This is a genomic window from Fictibacillus nanhaiensis, from assembly GCF_042686385.1.
GTDB lineage: Bacteria > Bacillota > Bacilli > Bacillales > Fictibacillaceae > Fictibacillus > Fictibacillus nanhaiensis.
In genome coordinates this window covers 158,890-185,249 of the sequence record NZ_JBHUPF010000002.1, presented here as the reverse complement: position 1 = coordinate 185,249, position 26,360 = coordinate 158,890, and the positions used below count along the sequence as shown (strand labels likewise).

Annotated in this window: 25 protein-coding genes; 1 reads left to right on the top strand and 24 read right to left on the bottom strand. The window is 41.5% G+C overall.

The annotated features are described in order from the left end of the window. Positions 1-36: 36 nt before the first annotated feature. The 15 genes from paaD to ACFS5O_RS01300 all read right to left on the bottom strand — a co-directional run bounded on the left by paaD (position 37) and on the right by ACFS5O_RS01300 (position 14,159). The gene (gene paaD, locus ACFS5O_RS01370; protein ID WP_379838525.1) at positions 37-537 is read right to left on the bottom strand and encodes a 1,2-phenylacetyl-CoA epoxidase subunit PaaD; all 501 of its coding nucleotides are present in this window, start codon (positions 535-537) and stop codon (positions 37-39) included. 26 nt (positions 538-563) lie between these two features. Further along, complete coding sequence (gene paaC, locus ACFS5O_RS01365; protein WP_205724647.1) at positions 564-1,370, bottom strand: 1,2-phenylacetyl-CoA epoxidase subunit PaaC; 807 nt, start codon at positions 1,368-1,370, stop codon at positions 564-566. Then, positions 1,367-1,714: a 1,2-phenylacetyl-CoA epoxidase subunit PaaB gene (gene paaB / locus ACFS5O_RS01360; RefSeq protein ID WP_066391438.1), complete on the bottom strand. Its 348-nt coding sequence runs from the start codon at positions 1,712-1,714 to the stop codon at positions 1,367-1,369. Before paaB ends, paaC begins: the two co-directional genes overlap by 4 nt. 23 nt (positions 1,715-1,737) lie before the next feature. Next, a complete protein-coding gene (gene paaA / locus ACFS5O_RS01355) occupies positions 1,738-2,703 on the bottom strand; it encodes a 1,2-phenylacetyl-CoA epoxidase subunit PaaA (RefSeq protein WP_205724646.1) in 966 nt (321 codons plus the stop codon). 71 nt (positions 2,704-2,774) lie between these two features. Then, positions 2,775-4,103 (bottom strand): phenylacetate--CoA ligase family protein, encoded by a 1,329-nt coding sequence (locus ACFS5O_RS01350; protein ID WP_205724645.1) that lies wholly within the window; start codon positions 4,101-4,103, stop codon positions 2,775-2,777. 324 nt (positions 4,104-4,427) lie between these two features. Next, positions 4,428-5,417, bottom strand: a complete 990-nt coding sequence (lplA, locus tag ACFS5O_RS01345) for a lipoate--protein ligase (RefSeq protein WP_205724644.1) — start codon at positions 5,415-5,417, stop codon at positions 4,428-4,430. Positions 5,418-5,444: 27 nt separating this feature from the next. Then, positions 5,445-6,179: an MBL fold metallo-hydrolase gene (locus ACFS5O_RS01340; RefSeq protein WP_205724643.1), complete on the bottom strand. Its 735-nt coding sequence runs from the start codon at positions 6,177-6,179 to the stop codon at positions 5,445-5,447. Positions 6,180-6,235: 56 nt separating this feature from the next. Next, on the bottom strand, positions 6,236-7,114 hold the full coding sequence (locus ACFS5O_RS01335) for a LysR family transcriptional regulator (protein ID WP_205724642.1): 879 nt from the start codon (positions 7,112-7,114) through the stop codon (positions 6,236-6,238). A 72-nt stretch (positions 7,115-7,186) separates the two neighbouring features. Beyond that, positions 7,187-7,477, bottom strand: coding sequence for a putative quinol monooxygenase (locus tag ACFS5O_RS01330; RefSeq protein ID WP_205724641.1), 291 nt, complete (start codon positions 7,475-7,477; stop codon positions 7,187-7,189). Positions 7,478-7,489: 12 nt separating this feature from the next. After that, entirely contained in the window at positions 7,490-8,470 is a 981-nt protein-coding gene (locus ACFS5O_RS01325; RefSeq protein ID WP_205724640.1) for a zinc-binding dehydrogenase, read from the bottom strand. Positions 8,471-8,563: 93 nt separating this feature from the next. Continuing rightward, positions 8,564-9,226, bottom strand: coding sequence for a type 1 glutamine amidotransferase domain-containing protein (locus tag ACFS5O_RS01320; RefSeq protein WP_205724639.1), 663 nt, complete (start codon positions 9,224-9,226; stop codon positions 8,564-8,566). 230 nt (positions 9,227-9,456) lie between these two features. Beyond that, a complete protein-coding gene (locus ACFS5O_RS01315) occupies positions 9,457-10,284 on the bottom strand; it encodes a carbohydrate ABC transporter permease (protein ID WP_205724638.1) in 828 nt (275 codons plus the stop codon). Between the two features lie 30 nt (positions 10,285-10,314). After that, complete coding sequence (locus tag ACFS5O_RS01310) at positions 10,315-11,610, bottom strand: ABC transporter permease subunit (protein ID WP_205724763.1); 1,296 nt, start codon at positions 11,608-11,610, stop codon at positions 10,315-10,317. A 200-nt stretch (positions 11,611-11,810) separates the two neighbouring features. Beyond that, a complete protein-coding gene (locus ACFS5O_RS01305; RefSeq protein WP_205724637.1) occupies positions 11,811-13,118 on the bottom strand; it encodes an ABC transporter substrate-binding protein in 1,308 nt (435 codons plus the stop codon). 54 nt (positions 13,119-13,172) lie between these two features. Further along, positions 13,173-14,159, bottom strand: a complete 987-nt coding sequence (locus ACFS5O_RS01300) for a LacI family DNA-binding transcriptional regulator (RefSeq protein ID WP_205724636.1) — start codon at positions 14,157-14,159, stop codon at positions 13,173-13,175. A 211-nt stretch (positions 14,160-14,370) separates the two neighbouring features. On the opposite strand from ACFS5O_RS01300, the gene ACFS5O_RS01295 reads away from it, so the two are divergent. Continuing rightward, entirely contained in the window at positions 14,371-15,093 is a 723-nt protein-coding gene (locus ACFS5O_RS01295; protein ID WP_205724635.1) for an amino acid ABC transporter ATP-binding protein, read from the top strand. Positions 15,094-15,353: 260 nt separating this feature from the next. On the opposite strand, the gene ACFS5O_RS01290 is transcribed toward ACFS5O_RS01295, so the two are convergent. The 9 genes from ACFS5O_RS01290 to ACFS5O_RS01250 all read right to left on the bottom strand — a co-directional run bounded on the left by ACFS5O_RS01290 (position 15,354) and on the right by ACFS5O_RS01250 (position 26,360). Continuing rightward, on the bottom strand, positions 15,354-16,916 hold the full coding sequence (locus ACFS5O_RS01290; protein ID WP_379838519.1) for a glycine betaine ABC transporter substrate-binding protein: 1,563 nt from the start codon (positions 16,914-16,916) through the stop codon (positions 15,354-15,356). Then, positions 16,900-18,054 carry an ABC transporter ATP-binding protein gene (locus ACFS5O_RS01285; RefSeq protein ID WP_205724634.1) on the bottom strand — a complete coding sequence of 385 codons (1,155 nt, stop codon included), beginning with the start codon at positions 18,052-18,054 and terminating at the stop codon, positions 16,900-16,902. Before ACFS5O_RS01285 ends, ACFS5O_RS01290 begins: the two co-directional genes overlap by 17 nt. Before the next feature lie 187 nt (positions 18,055-18,241). After that, positions 18,242-20,380: a YhgE/Pip family protein gene (locus ACFS5O_RS01280; RefSeq protein WP_205724633.1), complete on the bottom strand. Its 2,139-nt coding sequence runs from the start codon at positions 20,378-20,380 to the stop codon at positions 18,242-18,244. A 154-nt stretch (positions 20,381-20,534) separates the two neighbouring features. Continuing rightward, on the bottom strand, positions 20,535-21,104 hold the full coding sequence (locus tag ACFS5O_RS01275) for a TetR/AcrR family transcriptional regulator (RefSeq protein ID WP_205724632.1): 570 nt from the start codon (positions 21,102-21,104) through the stop codon (positions 20,535-20,537). Further along, positions 21,104-22,381 carry an ATP-binding protein gene (locus tag ACFS5O_RS01270; protein WP_205724631.1) on the bottom strand — a complete coding sequence of 426 codons (1,278 nt, stop codon included), beginning with the start codon at positions 22,379-22,381 and terminating at the stop codon, positions 21,104-21,106. Before ACFS5O_RS01270 ends, ACFS5O_RS01275 begins: the two co-directional genes overlap by 1 nt. 149 nt (positions 22,382-22,530) lie before the next feature. Next, positions 22,531-23,940 carry a protoporphyrinogen oxidase gene (gene hemY / locus ACFS5O_RS01265; protein ID WP_205724630.1) on the bottom strand — a complete coding sequence of 470 codons (1,410 nt, stop codon included), beginning with the start codon at positions 23,938-23,940 and terminating at the stop codon, positions 22,531-22,533. 5 nt (positions 23,941-23,945) lie between these two features. Next, complete coding sequence (hemH, locus tag ACFS5O_RS01260; protein ID WP_205724629.1) at positions 23,946-24,887, bottom strand: ferrochelatase; 942 nt, start codon at positions 24,885-24,887, stop codon at positions 23,946-23,948. A 6-nt stretch (positions 24,888-24,893) separates the two neighbouring features. After that, a complete protein-coding gene (gene hemE, locus ACFS5O_RS01255; protein WP_205724761.1) occupies positions 24,894-25,922 on the bottom strand; it encodes a uroporphyrinogen decarboxylase in 1,029 nt (342 codons plus the stop codon). Positions 25,923-25,943: 21 nt separating this feature from the next. Beyond that, positions 25,944-26,360: a hypothetical protein gene (locus tag ACFS5O_RS01250; protein WP_205724628.1), complete on the bottom strand. Its 417-nt coding sequence runs from the start codon at positions 26,358-26,360 to the stop codon at positions 25,944-25,946.

Sequence of the window (26,360 nt, the reverse complement as noted above, 5' to 3'; positions counted from 1 at the left end):
TGTGTTTCCTCCCTATTTTTAAACTCATCATTTGTCTTATCCCATATCAGCAACAGGTTTCATCGCTTCAAACGGGTTCTTGCACGACTTGCAATATAGGATACTTCTGCAGGCTGTTGGTCCAAAGATGTTTTCCATCGTTACATATGTTGATCCACAATACGGACAATCGATCTCCCATGGCTCACCCATCACATGGTTCGCTGGTGGAGGTGAGATACCGAACTCTTTTAATCTCTCTCGTCCCTCGGGTGTAATGCGGTCTGTTGTCCACGATGGTGTAAATACAAATTTCACTTCTGCTGAAGTAATTCCTTCTACATTTTCAACCGCTTTTTTAATATCTCGTTCGATGATGTGCAGCGCTGGGCAGCCAGAGAACGTAGGTAGAACAGAAATCCTTACCTTATCATCTGTCACGTCAACTTCGTGCACCATCCCGAGATCCAATATACTGACAGAGGCGATTTCAGGATCTTTTACATCCCCAAGCGCGTCCATCACACTTTCAGTCATGCTGCTTTTCAATTCGGACACGTGGTTCATCTCCTTTCTAAATCGTCTTACCAGCCAGTTGCAGGATTTGTTGCATAAACTTCAGACAGTGTTGAAGTGGCTTGTTTCAAGTCTTCGGTGTGGACACCGTTTCGACCGTTGCCTCTTTCCATGCGAGGTTCACCCGGATAAGATGCACCTACTTCTTTTAAGACAGCCTCAATCTTGTTGTTCCATCTCTTTTTCATAACATTTTCGTCATCAATAAAGTTCGCTTTTACGATGTCTTCATAATACGGTCCGAGCGTAAGAACGCCGCCAAAGTCTTTCCAAACCTTTTGGATGGCTGCTGTCATTCGCAGGGTTGCTTCATCTGTACTCGTCATAAGCTGCTTGAACCAGATCTCCCAATGCATCAGATGGTAATACTGCTCTGTCATGATTTTACGGGCCGCTTCTGCCAATGGTTCATAAGAAGAATGTCGTAGTGAATCTAGACGTATATGTTTGTGTACAGCGTAAAAGTAGTTGCGTACGACAGTGAATGCCCAGTCATAATCTGGTTCTTTTAAATACGTTCCAGGTCCGTTCACTTCTTCTAGAATGATGGCATTTCGAAACTGATTAGGCGAACGAAGGTGAGCAATTCTGTCAGCTTCTCCTTCTCCAAGGATCTCAAGCAAGTTATAGTACAAATTCGCGTGCCCCATCATGTCTTGTGAGATCGATGAGAACGCTACATCCTCTTCAATATGCGGTGCCAGACCAAGCCATTCCGAACCGCGAAACGCAAGAAGAAAATCATCGTCTGCAAGCTGATAGAGAAGCTCGATCAACGCTTTCTTTTCTTGTGGTTTTAACGTTTCTTGTGTCATGAGTTGTCTCCCCTTCCGCCAAGGATGTGCTGTTCAGTAAATTGCTCTTGATTGTAGTCACGCCACTTCTTCTTTAGGTAGCCGTATCCTTTTGTTTCTCTATATTGTTTATCGAGGCGTTTTAGCATCTCTCTTTCGTCCTGGTTAAGACCCCTGATGTTCTCTCTTTTTACAACCCAGATGTCAGCAACCGTTTCTCTTCTGAAGAAATTCTCTTTTGCCATGATGAGCGCCATATCTGCGTTTGGTGCTAAAAGGCTAAAGCTATGCTGAAACGGAGATTTATCTGTTTTTTTGCTAAAAACTTCATACACGTTGTAGAACTCATTTGTTGATTCGTTCACCTTTGTTTCTCTCCCTTCCGCTGTTAGATCGCCTTTTTAGCAGCGAGCGCCGCGCGCACCCACTCATTATTTTTATAGGAACGACGTCGTAGATCTAAACGGTTCTGTGATTGTGGCCCGTTACCAGAAACAATCTGTTTGAACTTGCTCCAGTCAGCATCCTTATAGATCCACATCTGGCTGTCTTCATCAAATCGGATCGTATCATCTGGAATCGTAAGCCCAAGCGACCAAATACGCGGAATGTATTTCGTGAAGAACTCTTGGCGGAGATCCTCGTTTGTTTTTGTACGGATTTTGTACATGATGTTCTTATCAGCGTTTGAATTTCCGGTTTCTTTTGCTGACTTTGGTCCAAAGAACATGATGAGTGATTCCCACCAGCGGTTTAACGAATCCTGCAGCATTTCACGCTGTTCAGGTGTTCCTTCTGCCATCGCTAAAATGATGCTCTCACCGTGTTGCGCGTGGAAAACTTCTTCTGCACAAATACGCTTTAACGCCCTAGCGTATGGACCGTAAGAAGAATCAAGCATCATACTTTGAGAGATGATTGCCGCTCCGTCTACAAGCCAAGCGATGATTCCCGCATCTCCCCAAGTAGGAGCATCCATATGAAACACATTATGAAACTTTAATTTACCTGAAAAAAGATCTTCCATGATGTCGTGGCGATTCTTACCTAGAGGAGCCATCAAATCTTCTGCCACACGAAGCAAAAGCTGTCCATGCCCCATCTCATCCTGAACTTTAGCCATAATCGCGAGTTTGCGGTGTAGAGAAGGTGCTTTAGGTACCCACTCTTTCTCTGGAAGCGCTCCCATAATTTCCGAAATGCCATGCATTGAAATCAAACGAATCAGCTGCAGCCGGTAATCTTCCGGCATCCAATCGTCCGGTTCGATCTTCTCACCGGCATTGATCCGATCAAGAAAATGAGTCATCTTCTCGTCTTCACTAAGCTGATTAAAACTCATTCCAACTGTCATGTTGTTTCCCTCCTGTTATATTACGTTTATTTACCGTAATTATAAAATAACGTCATATGATTGAAAAGTATTTATACGCCCATTTTTTTCTGTGTTTTCCTGACGACTCGAATCGCCTTACCTTCAGAACGTGGAATACCTTTTGGTGGATACACTTTAATATTCATCGATACGAGGCATGTGTCTTTAATTTTTTTTGTGATCGTCTTCTTTAACAGGTGCGTCGCCTCATGATCTTCGTCACCGTTTGTTACAGCATAAAGTTGTTCTGTCATCTCAACATGAAGTTCGATATGCTCTTTTAAGCCTTCTGTTAAAATATGAACTTGATAGTGTGGAACGATGTCCTCTATCGAAAGAAGACAATTCTCAATTTCAGACGGAAACACGTTAACTCCACGAACGATGATCATGTCATCGATTCGCCCTTTCACACGACTCATACGTATAGATGTCCTTCCGCAGCTGCAAGGGATTCTATTGAGGGATGCGATATCTCCCGTACGATATCGGATGATCGGAAAAGCTTCCTTGGTTAAACTCGTAAACACGAGTTCGCCATAATGACCGTCAGGCATAGGTTCGAGCGTATCAGGGTTAATGATCTCAGCTAAAAAATGATCATCCATAATATGAAGGCCATCCTGCGCTTCATGGCATTCCATCGCAACGCCTGGACCCATCACTTCGCTCAATCCATAGATATCCATCGCTTTGATACTAAGCTTCTCTTCAAGCGTTGCACGCATCTCTTCCGACCACGGCTCGGCTCCAAATATTCCAAATTCAATGGAAGTGGCTTTAGGATCTTTTCCCATCTCCTCCATCTTTTCAGCGATAGTCAAGATATAGGAAGGAGTTCCACAGATCACCTGTGGTTTAAAGTCTTCGATTAAAAGGATCTGCCGCTCTGTGTTTCCTCCCGAAACAGGAACGGTAATCATGCCAAGTCTCTCTGATCCGTTATGAAGCCCGAGTCCCCCTGTAAAAAGCCCGTAGCCATAAGCATTATGAAGCACATGACCAGGCTCACCCCCGGCAATCGCAATAGACCGCGCAACCATGTTACTCCACCTGTCGATGTCTCCTTCTGTATAGCCCACCACTGTTGGTTTACCGCTCGTTCCAGAAGAGGCATGCAGTCGGACGAGATGATCTTGCGGAACTGCAAAAAGTCCAAAAGGATAATGATCTCGAAGATCTTTTTTTACGGTAAAAGGAAGTCTTTGAAGATCTTCTAATGTCTTGATCGATGAGGGAAGGATTCCTTTTTCATCAAATGCAAGTTTATAAAAAGGAACATTCTCATAAACACTCTGTACCGTCTGCTTTAGCCGATGAAGCTGCAACTCTTCTTTTTCGTCACGACTCATACATTCCACTTGTGGATGGAGGATCATTCTTTCATCTCCCTTTATAATATGTAAGCGATTACAATTGAGATTAAAAAAATATGACGTTTTTGTACCGTTATCTAATTATTGTGTGATGTATTTGGTTTCAGCTTATCATTTATAATAATTTTCTGTCAAATGATTTTGAGTGCTGAAACAGTCGTTTAGACACACAACTTTGGATGAAATGGTGAAGACTTATAAATTTTTTTGAGGACTTATAAAAAAAATTGAAGACTTATAAATTTTTTTGAAGACTTATAAATGAAACTGAGGACTTATAAACGATCTAAACAAACAAAAACCGCCCATGAAAAGGCGGTTTTCTTCCTAATATAATAGATCCAGAAACTCTTGGCGTGATACGTTGCCAAAATAATGGCTCAAATCAATATCTTCTAACACACTTTCAATCGCTTCACGGTCGTAACGTACTCCGTTCAGCTTGTTTTCGATATCTGATACGTCACCTACACCAAAGAAATCTCCAAAGATCTTACTTTCCTGAATAATTCCTTTAACGATGTGCAGACGGATGTCAACAGAGCCTGCAGCAAAACGGTTTGAGAGTTCTACGTTAAACTTCGGTGATTTTCCGTAGTTCCAATCCCAGTTTGCATAACGTTCTCTTGAGATTTTGCGAATTTCTTCCCAATCGCTTTCCGTCAGTTCATACTTTGGAATAGAATCGAACTCTTCAAACAGATACGTTAATAGCGTCTGTTTGAATTCTTCCATCGTCATATCTTCATCCAAGTGCTCGCGGATATTGGTTACTCGGCTGCGGATGGACTTGATACCTTTTGACTCGATCTTATCCATTCGTACGTTTAGGGCAGAAACTACATTTTCGATCTCGGAATCAAAAAGTAATGTTCCATGGCTAAACATACGGCCTTTTGTAGAAAACTGTGCGTTTCCGGAAATTTTCTTTCCGTCAGCCAAAATATCATTTCGTCCGCTTAATTCAGCGTTCACACCGAGTTTTTTCAGTGCTTTTACAACAGGATCGGTAAACTTCTTGAAATCATGAAACGAATTACCGTCATCTTTCGTGATGAAACTGAAGTTTAAGTTTCCGAGGTCATGATATACAGCACCGCCACCAGATAAACGACGAACCACATGAATTCCTTCATCACGAACATAGTCCGCGTTGATCTCTTCGACGGTATTCTGGTTCTTACCGATGATGATCGATGGTTCATTTATATAAAAAAGCAAATACGTTTCATTGATGTCTAAATGTTTTAAAGCGAACTCTTCTATAGCTAGATTCACTCTTGGGTCTGTAATATTTTCATTATCAATAAAAAGCATATTTCTCTCCTCTTTCAGTCCCTATCTTTAAGCTCCCCACGTCCAACCGGAAGAGGCAAGCTCCACTTTATTGTTATACACCTCTTTTGCCTCTGTGACAAGCTGTGATAACTGACCAAAATGAGGAAGGTGTGTGAGAAGCAGTTCACGAGCTTCAGACTCATGTGCTAGCTTGCCACAATCCTCTGATGTCATGTGGCCTGGGCCGCTTCCATCCATGCCTTTGTAAAAGTTACATTCTGCGATTAACAAGTCTGCATATCGACTGAACGGAACGAGTTCAGGGATGAGCGCGGTATCTGCGGTATATACGATCGTATGCTTTCCATCTGTAATCCGCATCGCATAGCAAACCGCAGCATGCTTCGTCAGTTGAAACGTAATCGTAAATGGCCCGACCTTCAACACCTCATCAGGCTGATATGAAATTCCCTTTGTGCTAGTGCCGTGCGTGAGTGAACGAAAACCATCTTGATCCTTATCATGGCCATAGATCGGAAGTGTCTGTATTCCTTTTTGTAAAAACGACTGAATGAGACGACTGTATTGAAGAACTCCGACATCAGCCACATGATCTGCGTGATAATGTGATAAAACAACTGCATCTAGTTTTTCTGGCTGAATATACTTTTGCAATTGTGAGAGCACTCCGCTTCCACAATCGATAAGTAGATTGAATCCTCCACTCTGAAGAAGGTATCCCGATGTGGCTTCTCCCGCTCCTGGATAACCACCCCAATATCCGATGACCGTTAGTTTCATAACCTTAGCCCTCCGCCTTTTTATTTACTAGTTTACACAATAGCCTACTCTTTACACTAGCTTTTGCGATTGAGAGCCTCAAGTACTTTTACTAAAACGGGGTTGTTTTTATGTTCTACTTTATATGCCACATAGATGGTGTTTTCTGTGGTTAACTCAGGAAACAGTACCTTCACACGATTTTCATGCAATGATTTTTCAACTAGATAAGTGGGAAGTATGCTCATACCCAACCCATTTTCAATGCCCTCTAACACAGATCTTAGATCAGGTATCACGTGACAAGGTTGAAAGTCTGGCCGCTTTTTAAAATGGTCACGCCAATACCTTCTTATGATAGGAAGTTCCAATCCATAGCTCAGCCAGTTCTGTTTGTTCAGCCATCGTTCAATTTCAACAGCATCATTCCCGGCACTCGTTTCATAGGTTGGTGGTACCACAGCAACAAACACTTCATCTTCGAGTTTTTGAAACTCAATTCCTTGCTGTTGCATTTTTTGAGTCGTCAGAATAAGATCTACTTCATCCTTCTCTAGCTTTTCGAGTAATGTACCCGCCACTCCAAACTGAGATAAAAAACGAATATTCAAATCTCGTATTTTAGGAAGAGTTCGTATCGTAAAATATTCTACAGGCGAACCGATTCGGATAACTGGTGCACGTCCATTGCCAGATGAACTATGAAGCATTTGAAGTGTCGTATTTTCCAAGTTCTCTATCAGTGGAACGATCTTTGTATACAGCTCTTTTCCTTTGTCAGTAGGTATCATCTTCCGGGGAGCGCGAATAAATAGAGGCTCTCCTATTTCTGCTTCTAATGCTGCTAGATGCTGGCTCATGGCAGGCTGTGTCAAGATTCTAGCTTTTGCAGCAGCAGAAACTGAACGGTGTTTGTAGATACTGATAAAACTTCGGTACCATTCAAAATCGATCAAAAAATTTCCTCCCTTCTAAAAAGCATCAAAAAAACTGCATCGATCTGGATGAGAAACGATGCAGCGTTTGTTCTAAAGATCAATAATGTTTAAGCGGTATACTTCTCTTGTATGAACAAGCAACTCTATGTTTTTCCGATACCTTTTATAATGATCGGATTCCATATGCCTGTTTAGAGCATCTTCATCAAGCCAGTTTTCATAAAACACAAAAGTCTCAGGATTCTCAGTAGATTCGTGCAGTGTATAGCTGATACATCCTTCTTCTTTCCTTGATGCCTGTACAACCTGAATCAATTCTTCGCGCAAACTTTCCTCTTTACCTGGTTTTGCTTTTAGTATTGCGTTAATGGTAATTGACAAAAAATCATCTCCTTAAACAATCTTACAAACAATCTTGCCTTTAACATGTCTTTCTGAAAGTTTCTCTAGAGTCTTAGGAACTTCTTCAAGGGAGATAACTTGTTCAATAAGTGGAGAAACCTTCTTTTCTGCAACCAGTGCCAATAATTCATCACCCATTTTGGCTAAGTCGCGTTCTGCCACTTCGTCTTGGTTATGATGAATGGCGTTTAATGCTACCTCATGAAATGAGATTACACGTGTGAATGGTTTTACCTTTGTATAATCAGGTGCACCGGCAATATGTGCGATGTGCCCGTTGTATGCGATCAAGTCGAGTGATGCAGTTGCATTGTCTCTAGAAACTGTATCTAGAACTGCATCAACACCTCTACCGTTAGTAAAAGCCATCACTTTTTCCTTAACGTCGTCTTCTTTATAGTCGATCACAAGATCTGCTCCTAACGAACGAACATACTCATGGTTGTGTTTGGATGCTGTGGAGATAACTGTTTTCCCTGCATTTTTAGCAAGTTGTACCGCAAATCCACCTACACCACCCGCACCTGCATGGATTAAAATCGTATCGATTGAAGACATAGGTAATTTTCTAAACAAAGCCTGATAAGCAGTATAGCCAGCTGTTGGAAGAGCAGCTGCTTCTTCAAATGATAGAGAATCTGGAATACGTGAGATGGTATGTGCTGTTGTTACTCCATATTCAGCGTATGCCCCTTTTTTGTTAAAATCTCCGTGATACACTACACGATCACCGATCTTCCAATCCGTTACACCTTCTCCAACTTCATGTATGGTACCTGCAGCATCGAGTCCTAAAATGTGAGGATACGTCCAGTTCGGATTTCCTCCAGTTGCCGTTTTATAATCTACAGGATTTAGGCCAGCCGCATGAATTTTTACTACAACCTCTCCATTTCCTGCAATTGGCATGTCTATTTCTTCTACCTTCATTTCTTTCCATTGATTGAGATCTTTCAAAAGTAATGCTTTCATCCTATATTCTCCTCTCCATTATTCCTTTTCAATGTTCACAAAAAATAAAGCCTGCAAACCTTTTATTATAAAGGTCTGCAGGTTCACCTATTATTATGCTAACTTTTTTAGAACTTCTTTAGCTACCGAAATTGTAGATTGTGGATTTTGACCGGTAATGAGTTGTCCATCTGTTTGTACATGATCTGACCAATTTTCAGCAGCAACAAATTGTGCGCCTAGTTCACGCATGCGTGTTTCTAACAAGAACGGCATATATTGATCAAGCGTTGTTGCTACCTCTTCAGCATCGGTGAAAGCAGTCACTTTTTTCCCAGCTACTAACGGTGTACCGTCAGAAAGTTTCACACCTACTAGACCCGCAGGTCCATGACATACCGCTGCAATTACTTTATTTTGCTCATATAGGTCGCGAATGACCTCTTGCAGTTTTGTGTTTTCTGGAAGGTCAAACATAGTTCCGTGGCCTCCTGGCAAGAAGATCGCATCAAAACCATCAAGCTCATTGATCTCTTCCAATCTTAATGTGTTCTCAAGATATTTAGCTGTGTCTAGAATCTCTTGAGGCACTTCACCTTCTAAGCTGCGGTCATCTACAGGCGCTTTTCCACCTTTAGGACTTGCAACAGTAATAGTATGCCCTGCTTTGGCGAACTCGACATACGCTTCACCAAATTCAGAAAGCCATAATCCTGTTGAATGTTCATTATTCATGTGATCAGCCGTAGTTACGACCATTAATATATGTTTAGACATCGTCTAATTCCTCCTAATAAAAAGTAAGTTGTTTACCTAACAAAATTTATTGTAGACCCTATCCACCTATAATACAAATTAGAAATTAACTCACTTGGTATAAATATATTTATGTATATACACCCTAATAAAAACGTTCATCCAAGAACGAAAATCAATGACTTTCTAAAAGCCATATAGATAGAGAAATGCAAAAACCCCCGCTTTTTAGCGAGGGTTTACATTACAAACTATTCTTTTACTGCACCTGAAGTTAGTCCTGATACGATTCGGCGTTGGAAAAGCAGAACCATAATTACAAGCGGCACCGTTACGATAACCGTTGCGGCTGTTACTTCTCCCCAAGGAATCGTGAACTGTCCTTCAAACATTGCGATTCCGACCGGAACGGTTTTGAACTCATCATCTGTATTGATCGTTAACGCGAACAGAAACTCGTTCCACGCCGATATGAATACAAGAATCGCGGTTGTGAAAATTCCTGGTATCGCTAGCGGCAAGATCACACGCCAGTACGTTTGCATAGGTGATGCCCCGTCCATTTTTGCTGCCTCTTCAAGATCGAACGGGATCTTTCGGAAGAACGTGACGAGAAGCCAGATGGATAATGGCAACGTAAATGTTGTATAAGGAATGATCAAACCTAGATAGCTATTCGTTAATCCAAGGTTTTTCAATACGATATAAATCGGTGAAATGGTTGCGATCTGCGGAAACATGGAAACCGATAACACCAATCCAAGGATGACTGTCTTCCCTTTAAAGTTTAATCGCGCGATCGCGTAAGCCGCAAAGCTCGCTACAAGAACTGCATAGACAGTAGTGATCGTTGAAACGACTAGGCTGTTCCATAAATATTTTAAAAATGGATAGTTAACAAATACAGATTCATAGTTCTCACCTGTCATGTTGTTTGTAAACGGTATGAACGCACGGTCGCCAAACAGTTCTGCAACCGGTTTGACCGAGCTTGCCAGTACCCATAAAAACGGAAACATGACAAGGAAGACAAACACTATTAAGAATACATAAAACATTGGGCCTGCTTTTTTGTTCATTTCCTATTCACTCCTTTATCTGTTCCGTTTTTATCTATCATTTAAAAGGTCTCGTCCAAGGAATTTAATGTAGATCATAGATATAATTGCTACACAAATAAAGACGATAACCGACAGCGCCGAGCCTTCACCAAAATTGGTCTGTGCAAACATGACTTTGTAAGCTAGGATGGATATCGTTTCTGTAGAGTTTGCTGGACCTCCACCTGTGAGTACATAAATTAAATCGAACACACGGAAAGCATCTAATGTACGGAACAACAAGGCAACGAGGATGCTAGATTTTAACAAGGGTAGTGTGATCTTTAAGAACTGCTTCCACTTGCTTGCTCCGTCAATCGCTGCTGCTTCATACAGTGAGCTCGGAATCGTTTGAAGTCCCGCTAATAATAACAGTGCCATATAAGGCGTCGTTTTCCATACGTCTGCGAAAATGACAGCAAACATAGCGCCCGTGCTTGTTGTCAGCATATCCGTCATCTGATCAAACAATCCGATCTCTGCAAAGGCTTTGGCTACGATTCCGTTTTGACCATCATAGAGATACTTCCACATGAATGCTGAAACAGCGGTTGGGATCGCCCATGGGATGAGGATGGTTGCTCTGACGAGTCCTCTACCAAAGAAAGCTTTGTTGATAAGGAGTGCGATCGCGAGTCCGATGACGAGCTCTGCAAAAACAGAGATTACCGTAAAGACAGTCGTATTCTGAATCGCCTTCCACATGCGGCTATCTGTTAGATTTTCTTTATAGTGCTTCAATCCAATAAAGTTTGGTGTGATGACGGAATCTTTTAATGATGATGAAAGTCCGATCACGTCTTCTGGATTTTTCAGTTCACTCTTTAACTCTCTTATTCGTTCAGAGGAGTTTATAACAGCTTTCTCTAGATCAAGCGCAACCTCTTTGTCCAAATCAGAAACAGCAAGCTCTTCACTAATCGGCTCCATCACCGTTAGCTTCTCATCTACTTCATCATACTTGCTACGAAGTTCTTTATCAGACTTCAATTCTGCATCTACTTTTTCTAGGTTTGTTTTAATGGCTTCAAGCTCTGATTTTGTTTTTCCTGTTGCTTGATCGACTTCATCTTCTAGTGAACTGATCAAGAACGGATAGTTATCTAGATAGGTTTGCAGATTCACTTTATATGACACATACGCTTCTGATTTCGAAGGATTGTTTAGTCTTAGATCAAACATGCTGTAATAGAAAGATTGAAAAACGGGCCATATGGCAATGATTAAGATCAATATCATCGACGGGGCGATCAGCATGTAACCTAGCGAACGATCAGAGCGCTTTTTCTTCGCCTGTTGTTTCATTTTTGGTGCAATTTGCTTTTGGTTGTTAGGCATTAGATTAGGTTTCAAAACGTGTCAGCTCCTTACTATTCGAATGCAATCGACGGACGGGCGCTGTTACGTCCATCCATTTCACTCTTTGTGTGTGGAATCGATACCAATTATAAAAGTAAGGGGAGCCTTTCTGAGAGAAAGGCACACCCCTTATCCATTTACGCTGCTTACTTTACTAGTTTTTCAGAGATTTCTTTTTGCATGTTCTTAGCTGCTTGTTCTGGTGTGATCTTTTTCGCTACAGCTTGAGATACTTGTACTTGAATGATGTCAGAGATCTCAGGGTAGTTCGGTGCTACCGGACGAGATACCGCTGCTTCAAGTGCGTTTACAAATCCTTCTTCTTTAAAGTAAGGGTTCGCATCTAAAATTTCTTGATCATCATAAAGGGATAGAATCGTTGGCGCATGTCCACCTTTGATCGCGTCAATCTTTTGTCCTTCTTTACCTGCCATAAAGCTTAAGAATTTCCATGCTTCTTCAGGATGCTTCGTGTTTTTGTTGATACCAGCCATCCAGCCTCCAAGTGCTGCAGCAGATCCTTTATCACCAGCAGGAAGTGGAGCTACCCCTACTTTTCCTGCGATCTTAGATTGCTTCTCATCATTTGCTAAAGCGAATTGATATGGCCAGTTACGGATCAGACCTGCTTGACCATTGATGAATGCTGTATGTGACTCTGGCTCAGCAAACGTTGTAACGTTTTGCGGAACAACATCAGAGTTTGCAACTTCTACAAGTTTAGCGATCCCTTTGATCGCCTCAGGAGAGTCAACTTTCACATCACCATTTTCGTCGATGATCTGACCACCATATGATGCGATGAATTCAACCGCGTTACATACAAGACCTTCATATTGCTTCGCTTGCATCAAGTAACCAAACTGTGTTCCACCTTGGCCTTTCGTTTCTTTTGCCTTCGCTAATAGCTCGTCCCACGTCTTCGGAACAGAACCCGCGTCAACTAAGTCTGTACGGTAGAAAAGCATTCCCGCATCGATAAACTTAGGTAGTGCCCACTGCTTTCCTTTAAATTTAGATGCTGTGATCGCACCTTGGTTATAATCATCTGGGTTGATACCGTCTTTTTCCATAAAACGGTCTAGCGGAAGTAAGAATCCTGCTTGTGCAAATTCTGCTGGCCAGATTACATCTAGATCGATAACATCGATCTCATCTGAATTCGCGTTGAATGCAGTTACGTACGCGTCATGTTGCTTACCTGTATCCGCAGGCATCTCTTTAAACTTCACATCAATGTTAGGGTATTTCTTTTCAAAAGCTTCCACCATTGCTGTTGTACCTTGTGTATCATCCTTACCACGTGCATAGACGATCGTTACTTTTTCGTCTTTATCACCGCCGGAATTGTTACTGTTGCTGCTTCCTTCTTCTTTGTCCGAACAAGCTGCAAGTACAAGTGACAACGCTAGTGAAGTAGAAATCACTTTTGAGATTTTCTTAAGCTTTTTCATTGTATTTCCCCCTAATCTCCTGTTTTGTAAACGATTACATTTCACCACAAAATGTTACGTCGAGGATCGTTTGATCAGCTGAAACGGCAGGATCACTTCTTTTCGTCTCAATGGTTTCTTTGCTTGAATCGCTTCAACCATTAAATTCATGGCTTGCTTTGCGATTGTGTCGATCGGCTGTTCAACCGTCGTTAGATCCATTAATGCTGCCAAAGGCTGATTATCAAAGCCTATGATGGCAAGGTCTTCCGGTACTCTCCAGCCTGCGTCAAACGCAGCTTTTGCAATACCTGCTGCCACTTCGTCACTACCGGTAAAAACCGCTTGTGGCCGATCAGCCAACTCACTCAATTTTTTAAATGCAGCAAAGCCGTCTTGCACACTATAAGCGTTGTAAAAGAACCACTCTTCCTTCATCATGATTCCCGCATCATCTAGTGCTTTTAAGAAACCAATCTTTCTGTCTTTGGAAACTCTGGAGCTTTTGTGGTTGCCGGTACAATACCCAATCTTTGTATAGCCTTGATCGATCAAGTGCTTCGTTCCTAGATAGCTTCCTTCGATCTGGTTTAAGTAGACGGAAGGTACTTGAGCAGAGTCTGAGTATTCGTTACAAACGACGATGGGGCCGAACGATAAGTATGGTTCAAACTCACTCCAATCGTTTTCTATGGATGTTAAGATCAGACCATCTACTTGTTTTGTTTTTAAAAGCTCTAAAAAATTCCGCTCTTGCTCTTTTTTATAACGGGTCTGGCACAAAATAAGCTGGTAGCCTTTCTTTGCGGCTTCCTTCTCCATCACTTCAACTAGATGACTGAAAAATGGATTCGTGATCCGAGGCACATAAACAGCGATTGTTTCCGTCTGCTGCCGCCTCAAACGTCTTGCTGATGAATTGGGCACGTAATTCAGTTCTTGCATCGCCTGTGTTACGAGACGCTTCTTTTCTTCTGTCACATATGGATGTTCATTGATCACCCTCGAGACAGTTGTGCGGGATAATCCTGCTTTCTTCGCCACATCTTGAATGGTTGCCATCAGATTCTCCTCTTAAAACAATTGTGGAATCGAATTCATGAAATCGTTTTCATAATCAGAGTATAGTTCACGAAATATTCACAGGTCAATCCTTTTTTTCAGAAAGTTTTGTAATTAAAGATTACATCGGAAGCAGGAAATACAACGATTCAACCGAACTTATGATAAAATACATACACGATTTTGTTTTTAACGTGAAAGGAGCCAGACCATGATTAAAGTAAAAAATCTAAAAAAATCCTTTGGTGATCTTGAGGTATTGAAGGATATTAATGCAGAAATAAAAGCACAGGAAGTAGTTTGTGTGATTGGCCCTTCTGGCTCAGGAAAAAGTACATTCCTTCGCTGTATCAATAAACTTGAAGATATAACCGGTGGCCAAGTCATCGTAAACGGAACGGATATCACAGATCCAAAAACGAATATCAATAAAATCCGAGAAGATGTTGGAATGGTTTTTCAACAGTTTAACCTCTTCCCTCATAAAACGGTATTAGAAAACGTAACCCTTGCTCCTCTTAAAGTGAAAAGTGCCAATAAAGAGGAAGCTAGGGATAAGGCTTTAAAGTTACTCGCAAAAGTAGGGTTGCAAGACAAAGCTAACGCTTATCCCTCTCAGCTAAGCGGTGGTCAGAAACAGCGTGTCGCTATCGCACGTGCACTCGCGATGGATCCTAAGATCATGCTCTTTGATGAACCTACCTCAGCACTCGATCCAGAGATGGTTGGTGAAGTCCTAGAAGTAATGAAAGACCTTGCCCGTGAAGGGATGACAATGGTCGTTGTAACCCATGAGATGGGCTTTGCGCGAGAAGTGGGTGACCGTGTGATCTTCATGGATGGCGGCTACATCGTTGAAGAGAACGTACCATCAGAATTGTTTGGTAATACGCAGCACGAACGTACAAAGTCCTTTTTGAGTAAAGTTTTATAGTGATGGTAGTCGGTTCCTGAATTGAAGGGACCGGCTTTTTATTTTGCTTTCTATGGTGTGTGAGAATGTCGAATCGCCTTTATTTTTGATTTTAGACTTAATTGGTGTGGTTTTTGACTTAATTCACCTCTGTTTCAACTTAATGTGATCCACTTTCGGCTTAATTCATTAGCTTTACGACTTAATTGACCTGCTGTCCCTCTCTCAAACCACCCACAAACAAAAAAAACTGAACCCTATAAAGAGTCCAGTTTCTTACTTTATTTAATCAATCCTTTGCTCTTCAGAAAATCTTGCGCGACTTCACGAGGATCTTCTTTATCAAGGTCCACTTTCGCGTTCATTTCTGCCATATCTTTTTCAGAGATTTTCCCTTCAAGCTCATTTAGGACACCTTCGAGCTTCGGATATTTCTTCAATGTCTCTTCCCTAACAACAGGTACTGCGTAATAAGGAGGGAAGAATTTCTTATCATCTTCCAAAGTCTTTAAGTTAAAGCGAACGATTCTTCCATCTGTTGTGTATGCAGGAATTGCATCCACCTTTCCTTCTTTAACAGCAGAGTACATCAAGTTCGGATCCAGACTCTTCTTATCTTTAAAGTTTAGCTTATACGTATCCACAAATGGCGTATAGCCGTCCTCACGTTCAAAGAACTCCGTTGGACCACCGAATGTAAGCTGATTCGACTTCGGTGCTAGTTCAGAAATGGACTTCACATTCACTTCTTTCGCCGTATCTGGATTCAAAGCGAGCGCATACGTGTTTTCAAAACCGAGTGGCTTTGTCCACTTAAGGTTATACTCTTTCGCATAGCCTTCTTTTACTGCATCATAAATTTCTTCAGGCTTCATACTAGGATCATATTTTTCTTTTAAAATCGTTAAATAGCCTGTTCCGGTATATTCAACATATAGATCGATATCGCCTTTCTTGATTGCTTCTGTAAGAATAGGCGTCTCACCGATCGCTTCTTTAACGATTACCGGATAATCTGTTTTGTCTTTTACATATTCAGAAATTACATAAGGAAGAATGTATTGTTCAGTCCACTTCTTACCTGTGATCACAATTGCATCTTCTTCACCACCGCCACGGAGTGCAAAGAAAAGAACGAGCGCAGCAATTGGAACTCCGATAAAGACTGGTAGTTTCCACGAACCACGTTTCTTTGAAGCCTTAGGCTCAGTAGCTAACTCAATGCGTCGCAGAATAAAGTCAAATAGGATGGCAAGCAATGCAGCCGGAATCGCCCCTGCTAAGACAAGCTCATTACGTGTTGTGGACAATCCACGGTAGATCAGATCACCTAGTCCACCTGCCCCAATAAACGCAGCTAGTGTAGCTACACCAATCGTTAATACGGTTGCTGTACGCAGACCAGCCATGATGATCGGCAGGGCTAAGGGCAGTTCGATCATTCGTAAGATTTGAGAGTTTGTCATACCCATACCTTTACCAGCTTCAACAGCCGATTTATCTACACCTGTTATCCCTGTGTATGTGTTACGTAGGATAGGCAAAAGTGCATAAACAGTAAGTGCAATAATGGCTGTTGTACTTCCTATGCCGAATACAGGTAGTAAGAATCCGAATAAGGCCAAACTCGGTATTGTCTGAAAAATGGCTGTGACCCCAATAACAGGTTCAGCAACCGTTTTTCGTCTGGAAATAAAGATCCCTAGAGGTACAGCGATCACTGCAGCAATCAAGATCGATACAAGAGATAAAAATAAATGCTGCTGAAGTCCTGTAAGAATTTCTGGCCATCTGTTAACAAACGTATCTTTCATTGTGATTAAAAAATTATTCAAGGCCCGCACCCCCATCAACAGGTTTTTGTGCGGAAATATTTAACCCAGCTAAACCGCGCATCATAGATGCACGTGTGATTAATCCCACTAGTTTTCCATTGTCGAGTACAGGAATCATATGAACACCATGGGTTGCAAAGATTTCTGCAACTTCCGTGTATGTTGACGAAACATCGACTGTGATGATCTCTTTTTCCATGAGATCACCGATAGTCTTATCTTCTTCACGATAATGCTGTTCGATTTTATCAAGTGTAGTGATGCCAAGAAGCTTGTTTTGCTGATCTGTAATCATGAGGCTATCTACACCATATCGCTTCATCATTTTTAGTGATTCTGCAAGACCTCTTGTTACTTTAGCTGTAACTGGATTCGGTCTCATAAGATCTACCGCTTCAGGCATGGACGCTTCATCAGAAGACAATCTGTTCTCGCCAATAAATCCTTTAACAAAATCGTTCGCCGGGTGACGCAGGATTCGCTCTGGTGTATCGAACTGAACGATTTCTCCCTTATTCAATATCGCAATCTTATCAGCAATTTTAATGGCTTCATCCATATCATGGGTAACAAATACGATTGTTTTCTTAATGGTGTCTTGTAATTTTACGAGTTCATCTTGCAGCTGTTCACGACTGATCGGGTCAAGTGCGGAGAATGGTTCGTCCATTAAGATGATAGGTGGTTCTGCAGCAAGTGCTCGAATAACACCAATACGTTGCTGTTGACCACCGCTTAGCTCAGAAGGATATCTCGTTCTGAATGTTTTAGGATCTAATCCAACTAAATCTAGCAATTCATCAACTTTGCCATCATACTTTTCTTTTTCCCACCCTTTTAAACGTGGTACGAGTGAAATGTTGTCTTCTATCGTCATGTGAGGCAATAGACCGATCTGTTGAATAACATATCCAATATTCCTTCTCAGCTCAACGGGGTTTCGGTTTGCAATGTCTTCTCCATCAATAAGGATCGTTCCTTTTGATGGCTCGATCAAACGGTTTATCATTCTCATGGTCGTTGTCTTCCCACAACCACTAGGCCCGATTAGTGCTACTAACTCCCCTTCTTTAATTTGAAAGTCAATATTTTTCAAGGCCTCAAAACCGTCAGGGTACGTTTTCCCTACGTTTTTAAAAGTTATCACGTTCGGTTCTCTCCTTTACGATTACATAAAATAAGCTGCATCCATTAGAATGTCCATACCTTATGTTTCCCTTGCTTGCTTGCTTGAAAACTTCTTTTCTAAAAGTTTTTTGTCTAACCTTTTAGTTACGTTTTGCCATACAAAAAACACCTGAAGGGATGTTGTCCCCTCAGGTGTTTAACAGAAATTATGCTACTGAACCTTCATCTTCCGTATTCTTTTTTCTAAACTGACTTGCGAAGTAAGCCCATGTACCAACCATACAGATCGCCATGAAACCTACCATAATCCATAGATTATAGCTGAAGCTTTCCATGTCTCCGCTTGAGATTACCGCTTTAAAGCCTGAAACAGAATATGTCATAGGAAGCCATGCATTGAATCCTTGAAGTCCGTTCGGAATAAGCTCTAACGGGAATGTTCCTGCACTTGTTGTAAGTTGTAGGATTAAGATGATAATCGCTACAAAACGTCCTGGATCTCCAAGCACTGTAACAAATAATTGTACAAGTGCTAAGAAAGTTAGACTCGTAATGATACTAAGTCCAAGGAACGCTCCTAAGTTACTAACTTCGATGCCTAGACCATATATCAATACCGCGTCCGCAATCAGTGCTTGAATTACACCAACCACCGCTAAGAACGTGAATTTACCAGCAAACCAGCTGAATCCTGAACGTGGGTGTCCAGCTTTATCACGTAATGGGAATACGATCGACATCAATAATGCTCCTACGAAAAGACCTAATGATAAGAAGTAAGGAGCAAAGCCTGTTCCGTAGTTCGGAACATCGGAAAAGCTGTTTGTTTTAACAGAAACAGGGTTAGCTATTCGCTCGAACATGTCACTGTCTGGATCAAGCTCACCTGTTTTGTCAGCTGCATCACTTAATGAAGAAGTAAGTTTTCCGCTACCATCAAGCAACTTTTGTTCTCCATTATGAATTTCCTTCACATGGCCCGTAACTTCTTGCCAGCCCGTTGCAACTGTGGAAGTTCCGTCAGCTAACTTGCCACTAGCACCTAACAGTTGCTGACTACCCGCAGCTGCTTCTCCCAATTTAGATTGGAACGTCTGCGTACCTTGATTTACTTTTGCCTGACCACTCGCAAGCTGATCGACTCCGCCCACTAGTTTAAGCTGACCGTTGTGAAGCTCTTCTGCTCCATTTGCTAAAGCCGTTTGTGAATCACTTAGCTTTTTAGCTCCGGCAGAAAGTTCGTTCGCTCCGCCAGCGATCTTTCCTGTTGCTGCAGTTAAGCTATCCAAACCATTATTTATGCCATTACTAGCTGCCGCAAGCTGTTTTAAAGATGCTGCCATCTGCTCGTCAGTCATGTTTCCTTGATTTTGAATCAGTGCATTTAATTGTTGTTCAAGTTGTTTTGAACCTGCTGTTGCTTTTTGTGCACCAGCGTTCCATTCATTGACCGAACCTGCAAGGGTGCTTGCGCCAGTCGATAATTTAGATGCCCCGCCTTGAAGAGCTAAGCTTCCGTTCTTGATCTTTTCAGAACCTGCTGTCGCTTGACTCAATCCACCTTTTAGAGCTTGTGCTCCATTACTCAGTTGACCTTGTCCATCCGCTAGTTGTTTATGAGCAGCAAGTAATTTATCGATTCCATTATCGAACTCAGTCATTTTTGAATTAAAAAGGACTGCTCCGTCTTTTAGTTCGTTGATCTGTGGTGTTTTTTCTTCCATCCCAGAAGCTAGCTCACCACTACCAGAGGCTACTTTTTTCAGCCCATCTGTTACTTGATTGGAGCCATCTGCTGCTTTCTCCAACCCGCCAGCCAATTGTTCGACTTGATCGAACATCACTTCAGCGTATGTTTTTGTTAATTCGTTAGACAGACTTTCTTTCATTTTATCGACGGCTGTTCCGCCAATCTGTGCTGCAAGAAAGTTAAAGCCAGCATTCGGTGTATAGATGATCTCAGGCTTTTTATTCGAGTTTCCTGATAGAGCAGTTGCCTCTTCAGAAAAGTTCTCAGGAATCTCGATCATCATATAATAATCGTTATGTTCCAAACCTTGCTTCGCTTTTTCTTCACTAACGAACTTCCACTTGAACTGTGGATTCTCTTTGAGTTTTTTTACAAACTCATCTCCAACGGTTAAGTTCTCACCGTTATATTCATAACCTTCATCTTGATTGACTACGGCCACTGGCAGATCTTCCATCTTGTCATACGGATCCCAGAACGCCCATAGAAACATTCCGCTGTATAACACAGGTATAAATAGAACTGCTAAGACCGGTACAGCAATTTTTTTATTTGAAAAAACTGCTTTAAATTGAGCTCCGATACTTTTTAACACAGTTGTTCACTCCTCCTAATACTGAATGACTGATTTAGTCATTTGGTCATTTATCGGTAAAAAAAGAGACTCTTACAGTCCGCTTTTTCGAAAATGACCGAAATAGAAATTTGGTCACAACTTAATGTAACACGTTTTTCTTGGTTCTGCAATACTATGGTTTCCTTAAACCATCCATTACAAACATCTCCAGAACCTCTAGCATCTTTTCTTTCTGAAGAGCTTCATGATCACGTTCCCAATCGAAAATAAGAGCGATATATACTTTCACCATCATAAACGCCACAATATCTGTATGGCATTTTTTTATCTCACCTTTTTCTACCGCTTTGTCCAGTTCTTTTTGAACAAAATTTAAAACTGCCTTTTCGATTCTCTGCAAAGCCTCCGTTACAGGTGAAGTGTATAATTCTTTCACTTCCTGCGAGAGTTTTACGGCTAACTTGTGCGTTTTACGAAGTTCAACAACTTCATACAGTGCATTATGCAAGTTCTCGTAAAAAGGGCGATCCTCTTTTATAGCAGAAGATGCCGCTAGTTTCGTCTCTGTTACTAAGTTTGTGATAATTTCCGAAAATAATTCTTCTTTGTTTGCGAAAAAAGTATAGATCGTTCCTTTTCCAACGTTTGCAATCTTAGCGATCTGATCCACAGTACTCGCTTTGTAACCAAACATAGAAAAAGAGCGCTCCGCTGCGTCTAAAATACTTTTTCTGCGATCCATCATCCCACCTCCTCACCATTAACCATATTTCGTTTCGTACATAACTGCAAGGTTAAAAGAACTCGGGTACCTTCATTAAGTACGCTCTCATACCGAAGTTTTCCGTCCATATCCTGTATCAATTTATAGGTTACCATCATTCCAAGACCCGTACCTTTTGCTTTTGTTGTATAAAATGGTAACCCGATTTGTTCGAGTTCCTCTTCTGTCATACCTTTACCATTGTCTTCAATCGCGATCGTAATACTTCTTTTTGTAACTTTATAACGATACAGGTGGATCGTTCCTCCTTTTTCGATCGCTTCTATCCCATTTTTGATAATATTTATTAAACCTTGCTTAAGTTTTGGTTCATCAATGCACACATTGTAAGGACCTAATGGACTAGCAGTGACCTCCACGTTATTGATCGCTCCGTATGGTGCAGTAAGCGCGATAACGTCTCTTAGTACTTTTTCTAGTGGAACGGTCTCGAGTTTAGGAACATCTGGCTTGACCATAGACAAATAATCTGTGATGATTTTGTTCGTTCGATCTAGTTCCTCGATTAAGAGCGGAGAATGCTCTCTCAACTTAACATCTGTAGTCGTGCTGCCTAGAAACTGAATCATTCCGCGAATTGTCGTCATCGGATTTCTCACTTCATGCGCGATTGCTGCTGCCATTTGGCCAGCAACCGCTAACTTATCTAAGTAAACGGTTTCCTTCAATTGCATGTTAATCTTAACAAGTCTCTCGATTAAGAAGATACATGAAAAGAATGCAATCAAGAAGCTCGAGAAATAGACAAGATAGAAATCGATTGTCAGAAAATCAAGATATGTATGAATGATTAATATATAAAATAGTGTATAAACCAAAGCAATATAGATCGCAGAAACCCATCTGCGTTTATCTTCATCAAAGAACCCATGATAGATCAGACATACTACGTAAGCGAGCAGGATTAAAACAATGCCTATCCACGCTAACTCTCCACCCACAGCTAACCTTGCAATGGCGACTGTTAACGAACAGATTGCACCGGGGAGCCACCCTACATAGAGTGTAACAATCATGATTGGGACATTCCGTAGATCAAAAAAAGAGTCCTTCAGTGTTTCGATTGGAAACAACATACAAACTAGTGCACCAGCTCCACTGATCAAACCAAAGACGATTTGATTCTTATAACTTGGGATGACACCAGGATGAAGGGGAAAGAACATGTTTAAAAGATGTGTAAAAGAAAATATGATAGCAATATTTACAAATAACGGTTCTACAAAGGCTTGCACGACGCTTCCCCCTTCCTTTTTTCTCCCTACAGTATAGCAGAAACATTCTACAAGAAAATATAAAAAACGACAAACATATCCATTTGCCGTTTAATTTTTATTATATTTATTTTTTTGTTTATTGAAATGGAGTGGTTGAGCCCCGTCATTTATCTGTTGAACAAGGAATCAACAGCCTCTTTAGCTGAATTCACACAATCTGGTAATCCTACGCCATCATATGGAGCCCCGGCTAATCTTACGCCTGGCAACTCATTTTGAAACGCTGTTCTAAGCTTTTTCACATGTTCTTTGTGCCCGACTTCGTACTGTGGCATCGAATCAATCATACGAGAAACATGGTAGAATTCTGGATGAGAATCAACACCCATGATCTTCTTTAAATCATCTAATACTTTTTCTAAAATAACTTCATCAGATTGATGAACGATGTCCTGATCTTCTGCACGACCTACATAACATCGAAGAACCACTTTTCCTTTAGGCGTCGTGTGCGGCCATTTACGGCTCGTCCACGTACACGCCGTGATGGATGTTTTCTCACTCTTAGCAATCACAAAACCTGTTCCATCAAGACTAAAGTTCACGTCTTCTTCATTAAAACTCATCGCAACAGTTGCAACTGAGGTTGGCTTCGTGTCGTGAAAACCTGCAGGAAACACTGTTTTACTAAAGAGCTTCTTCGTAATAGGATAAGGTGTCGTGACGATAACGTTATCTCCGGTCATAACCGAACCATCTTCCATCATTACTGAATATGCACCGTCTTCTAGAAGCTCGACTGCTTTTACGGAAACCCCTGTCTTTATATTCTCTTCTGGCACTGCTTTTGAAAGAGCTTCAATGAAAGAGGACAATCCTCCTTTAAGTGTTAGAAAGGCACCTTTTTTCTTCTTCTTCGCAATCGGAGTCTTCTCTTGTTTAGGCTGCGTCTTTTTCATGCCTAAGATTAAACTTCGATATTTCTTTTCTGTTTCTACAAACTGTGGAAACGTAGATTGCAGACTAAGCCGATCGATTCTACCAGCATATATACCAGATAACAACGGTTCGATCAGCCGATCAACCACTTCATCACCAAGACGTCTTCTAAAAAAATGACCGACAGAAATATCTTGTTGCGAATCTTTTCGTTTAGGAAGAACAAGGTCTAGCCCCGCTCTTGCTTTTCCAGCCACAGAGAAAAGAGGGGTTGTCGCGAACGGCATCACTTTCGTCGGGATGCCCATCACTGCTCCTTCTGGAATAGGATGAAGCTTCATATTATGCAAAATATAAGCTTGACCCGTTTCATTAGAAACTAAATCATCACCTAGACCCACATCTTTAACCAGTTCGGTCATTACTGTTTTTCTCGCAAGATAAGAATCTGGCCCACGCTCTAGTACAAAACCATCTTCTTTAATCGTATCAATTTTACCGCCAAGACGGTTGCTTGCTTCAATCACTGAAAAGGTGATCGACTTGCCCGTTTCCTTCGCATATTTCTGAACATAAAAGGCAGCGGCTAAACCTGTTATGCCGCCGCCCAATATTATAACGTGCTTTCGCTCGCTCATTTCTTTCACATTCTTTCTTTTGCTAGTGCGTTTTCAATGACCGTTGCTAAACAATCGATAAATTCCGGCTTTGCGTTCGGCATGTGAGGACGATAATAGTTCACGCCCAGCTCATCTGTGACTACTTTACACTCATAGTCATTGTCATATAAAACTTCTAGATGATCGGCAACAAAACCAACCGGACAATAGATAAAATGCTTGTAGCCATGGTCGTTATAGAGATCACGCGTTAAATCTTGCACATCTGGTCCGATCCACGGTTCTGGTGTGTTTCCAGCACTCTGCCACCCGATCGTATAATGAGGAACACTCGCTTCTTTCGCGATCAGATCAGCTGTTTCCTGAAGTTGCGTTGGATATGGGTCTCCCATTTGAAGGATCTTTTCTGGCAGACTGTGTGCGGAGAAGATTACAACCGTTTTGTCGTGTTCGTTCTCTGGAATAGAGTTAAACGCTTGTTTAATTCCATCAGCCCAGAATTGTACATATTTTGGTTCATCATACCAGCTGTCGATCGTCGTAAAAGATGGTCCACCTATTTTTGCAGACTCTTCCACAGCACGCCCGTTGTATGATTTAACGCTGAACGTTGAATAATGAGGAGCCAGAACAAGCGTTACAGCTTCTTCGATTCCATCTTCCTTCATCTGCTGGACAGCATCCTCAATAAAAGGATCAATATGCTTCAGACCAAGGTAGCTTTTAAACTCACGATCAGGGTAGCGTAGGTTCATCTCTGCTTCAACTTTTTGCGCTTGCTCTTCTGTGATCTTAGCAAGCGGTGAGATTCCACCGATCTGTTCATACCGTTCTGTAAGTTCTTGTAGCTGTTCAGGAGAAGGCTTACGTCCTCGTCTTATGTGTGTGTAATAGCTTTCTACTTCATCCAGACTTCTTGGCGTACCATACGCCATAATTAATAGACCTGTTTTCTTATTACTCACTCTTTATCACCCTAGTTTTTTAGACGTATATTCATGAACAAAGGTGGTCAACTGCTTTAATGTTGCAATGTTTACTTCAGGGAAAATACCTTTTCCGACATTGAAGATAAAGCCTGGTTCTTCCATACCTTCATCCAAAATTTCTTTCGTACGTGCTTCGATTACTTCCCATGGCGCCAATAGAAGAGATGGATCCAAGTTTCCTTGAAGTGCTTTTGTAACACCCATCTGACGCGCTTCTCTTGGAGATAATCTCCAATCCAGTCCGATCACATCGATCGGAAGCTCGTTCCACTCCATTACTAAGTGTCTTGCACCTGTTCCATAGAGGATCAACGGAATATTTTCTTCTCTTAATGACGAGAAGATCTTGTACATAACAGGCTGAATGTATTTTCTGTAATCAGCTGCATTTAACGCGCCGACCCATGAATCAAAAATCTGAAACGCTTGAGCACCAGCTGCGATCTGCGCTTTTGCATATGCAATCGTCATATCGCCTAGTTTGTCCATCAACATGAACCAGCTTTCAGGATCAGAGTACATTAGCTGTTTCGTTTTATGATAATCGCGTGAAGGTCCACCTTCAACCATATAGCTCGCAAGTGTAAATGGAGCACCCGCAAACGTGATAAGCGGCACTTCTAACTGCTGTCTTAAAATTTTAATGGTGTCCAATACATATGGTACGTCTTTCTCAGGATTGATCGTCCCTAAACGCTCTACATCCTCGCGTGTTCGTACGGGCTTATCAATCACGGGTCCGATTCCTGATTTAATTTCTACGTCTACTCCAATCGCCGGGATTGGAGACATAATGTCTTTGTAAAGAATGGCAGCATCCACTCCATGTTGATCTACAGGGAGCTTCGTAACGCCAGCGCAGATCTCTGGTCTATGTGTGATTTCAAATAGTGAATACTTCTCTTTCAGTTTACGGTACTCTGGCTGGGAACGGCCCGCCTGTCTCATGTACCATACAGGAATATGTGAATTTTTCTCCTTACGACACGCTTTCAAAAACTCTTCATTCATAGTCAAAACGTACACACCTTTCTATACAAGACCAAAAGCTGCAGCACTATTGTTATCTCCTAGCTGCTGAAACTTAAAACCTTTAACGTCAATATCCATACACATTGTAAGGGAATTCATAATAAAAGTATAGAAGATAAGCTTAATTGTCATGATTTTGGCAAAATGGATGTTCTTCAGAGGATGAAAGCCTTTACAGACGCATGTCGCTGAACTGAATGTAATGAGTAAATGATGGATTGGGTCTAGCGGCTCATCGATTAAGTCAAAAGTGGTATCAATTAAGTCGAAATGAACAACCATTAAGCGCAAACCCGCCACAATTAAGTCTAAAATGAAAAATATAGGCTTTCCGACACAGTTCGACTCCCTTTCTCTACTTCCAACTTCCAAACTCTCCTCAAAAAAAGAAGATGACCCCCAAAGGCCATCTTCCAC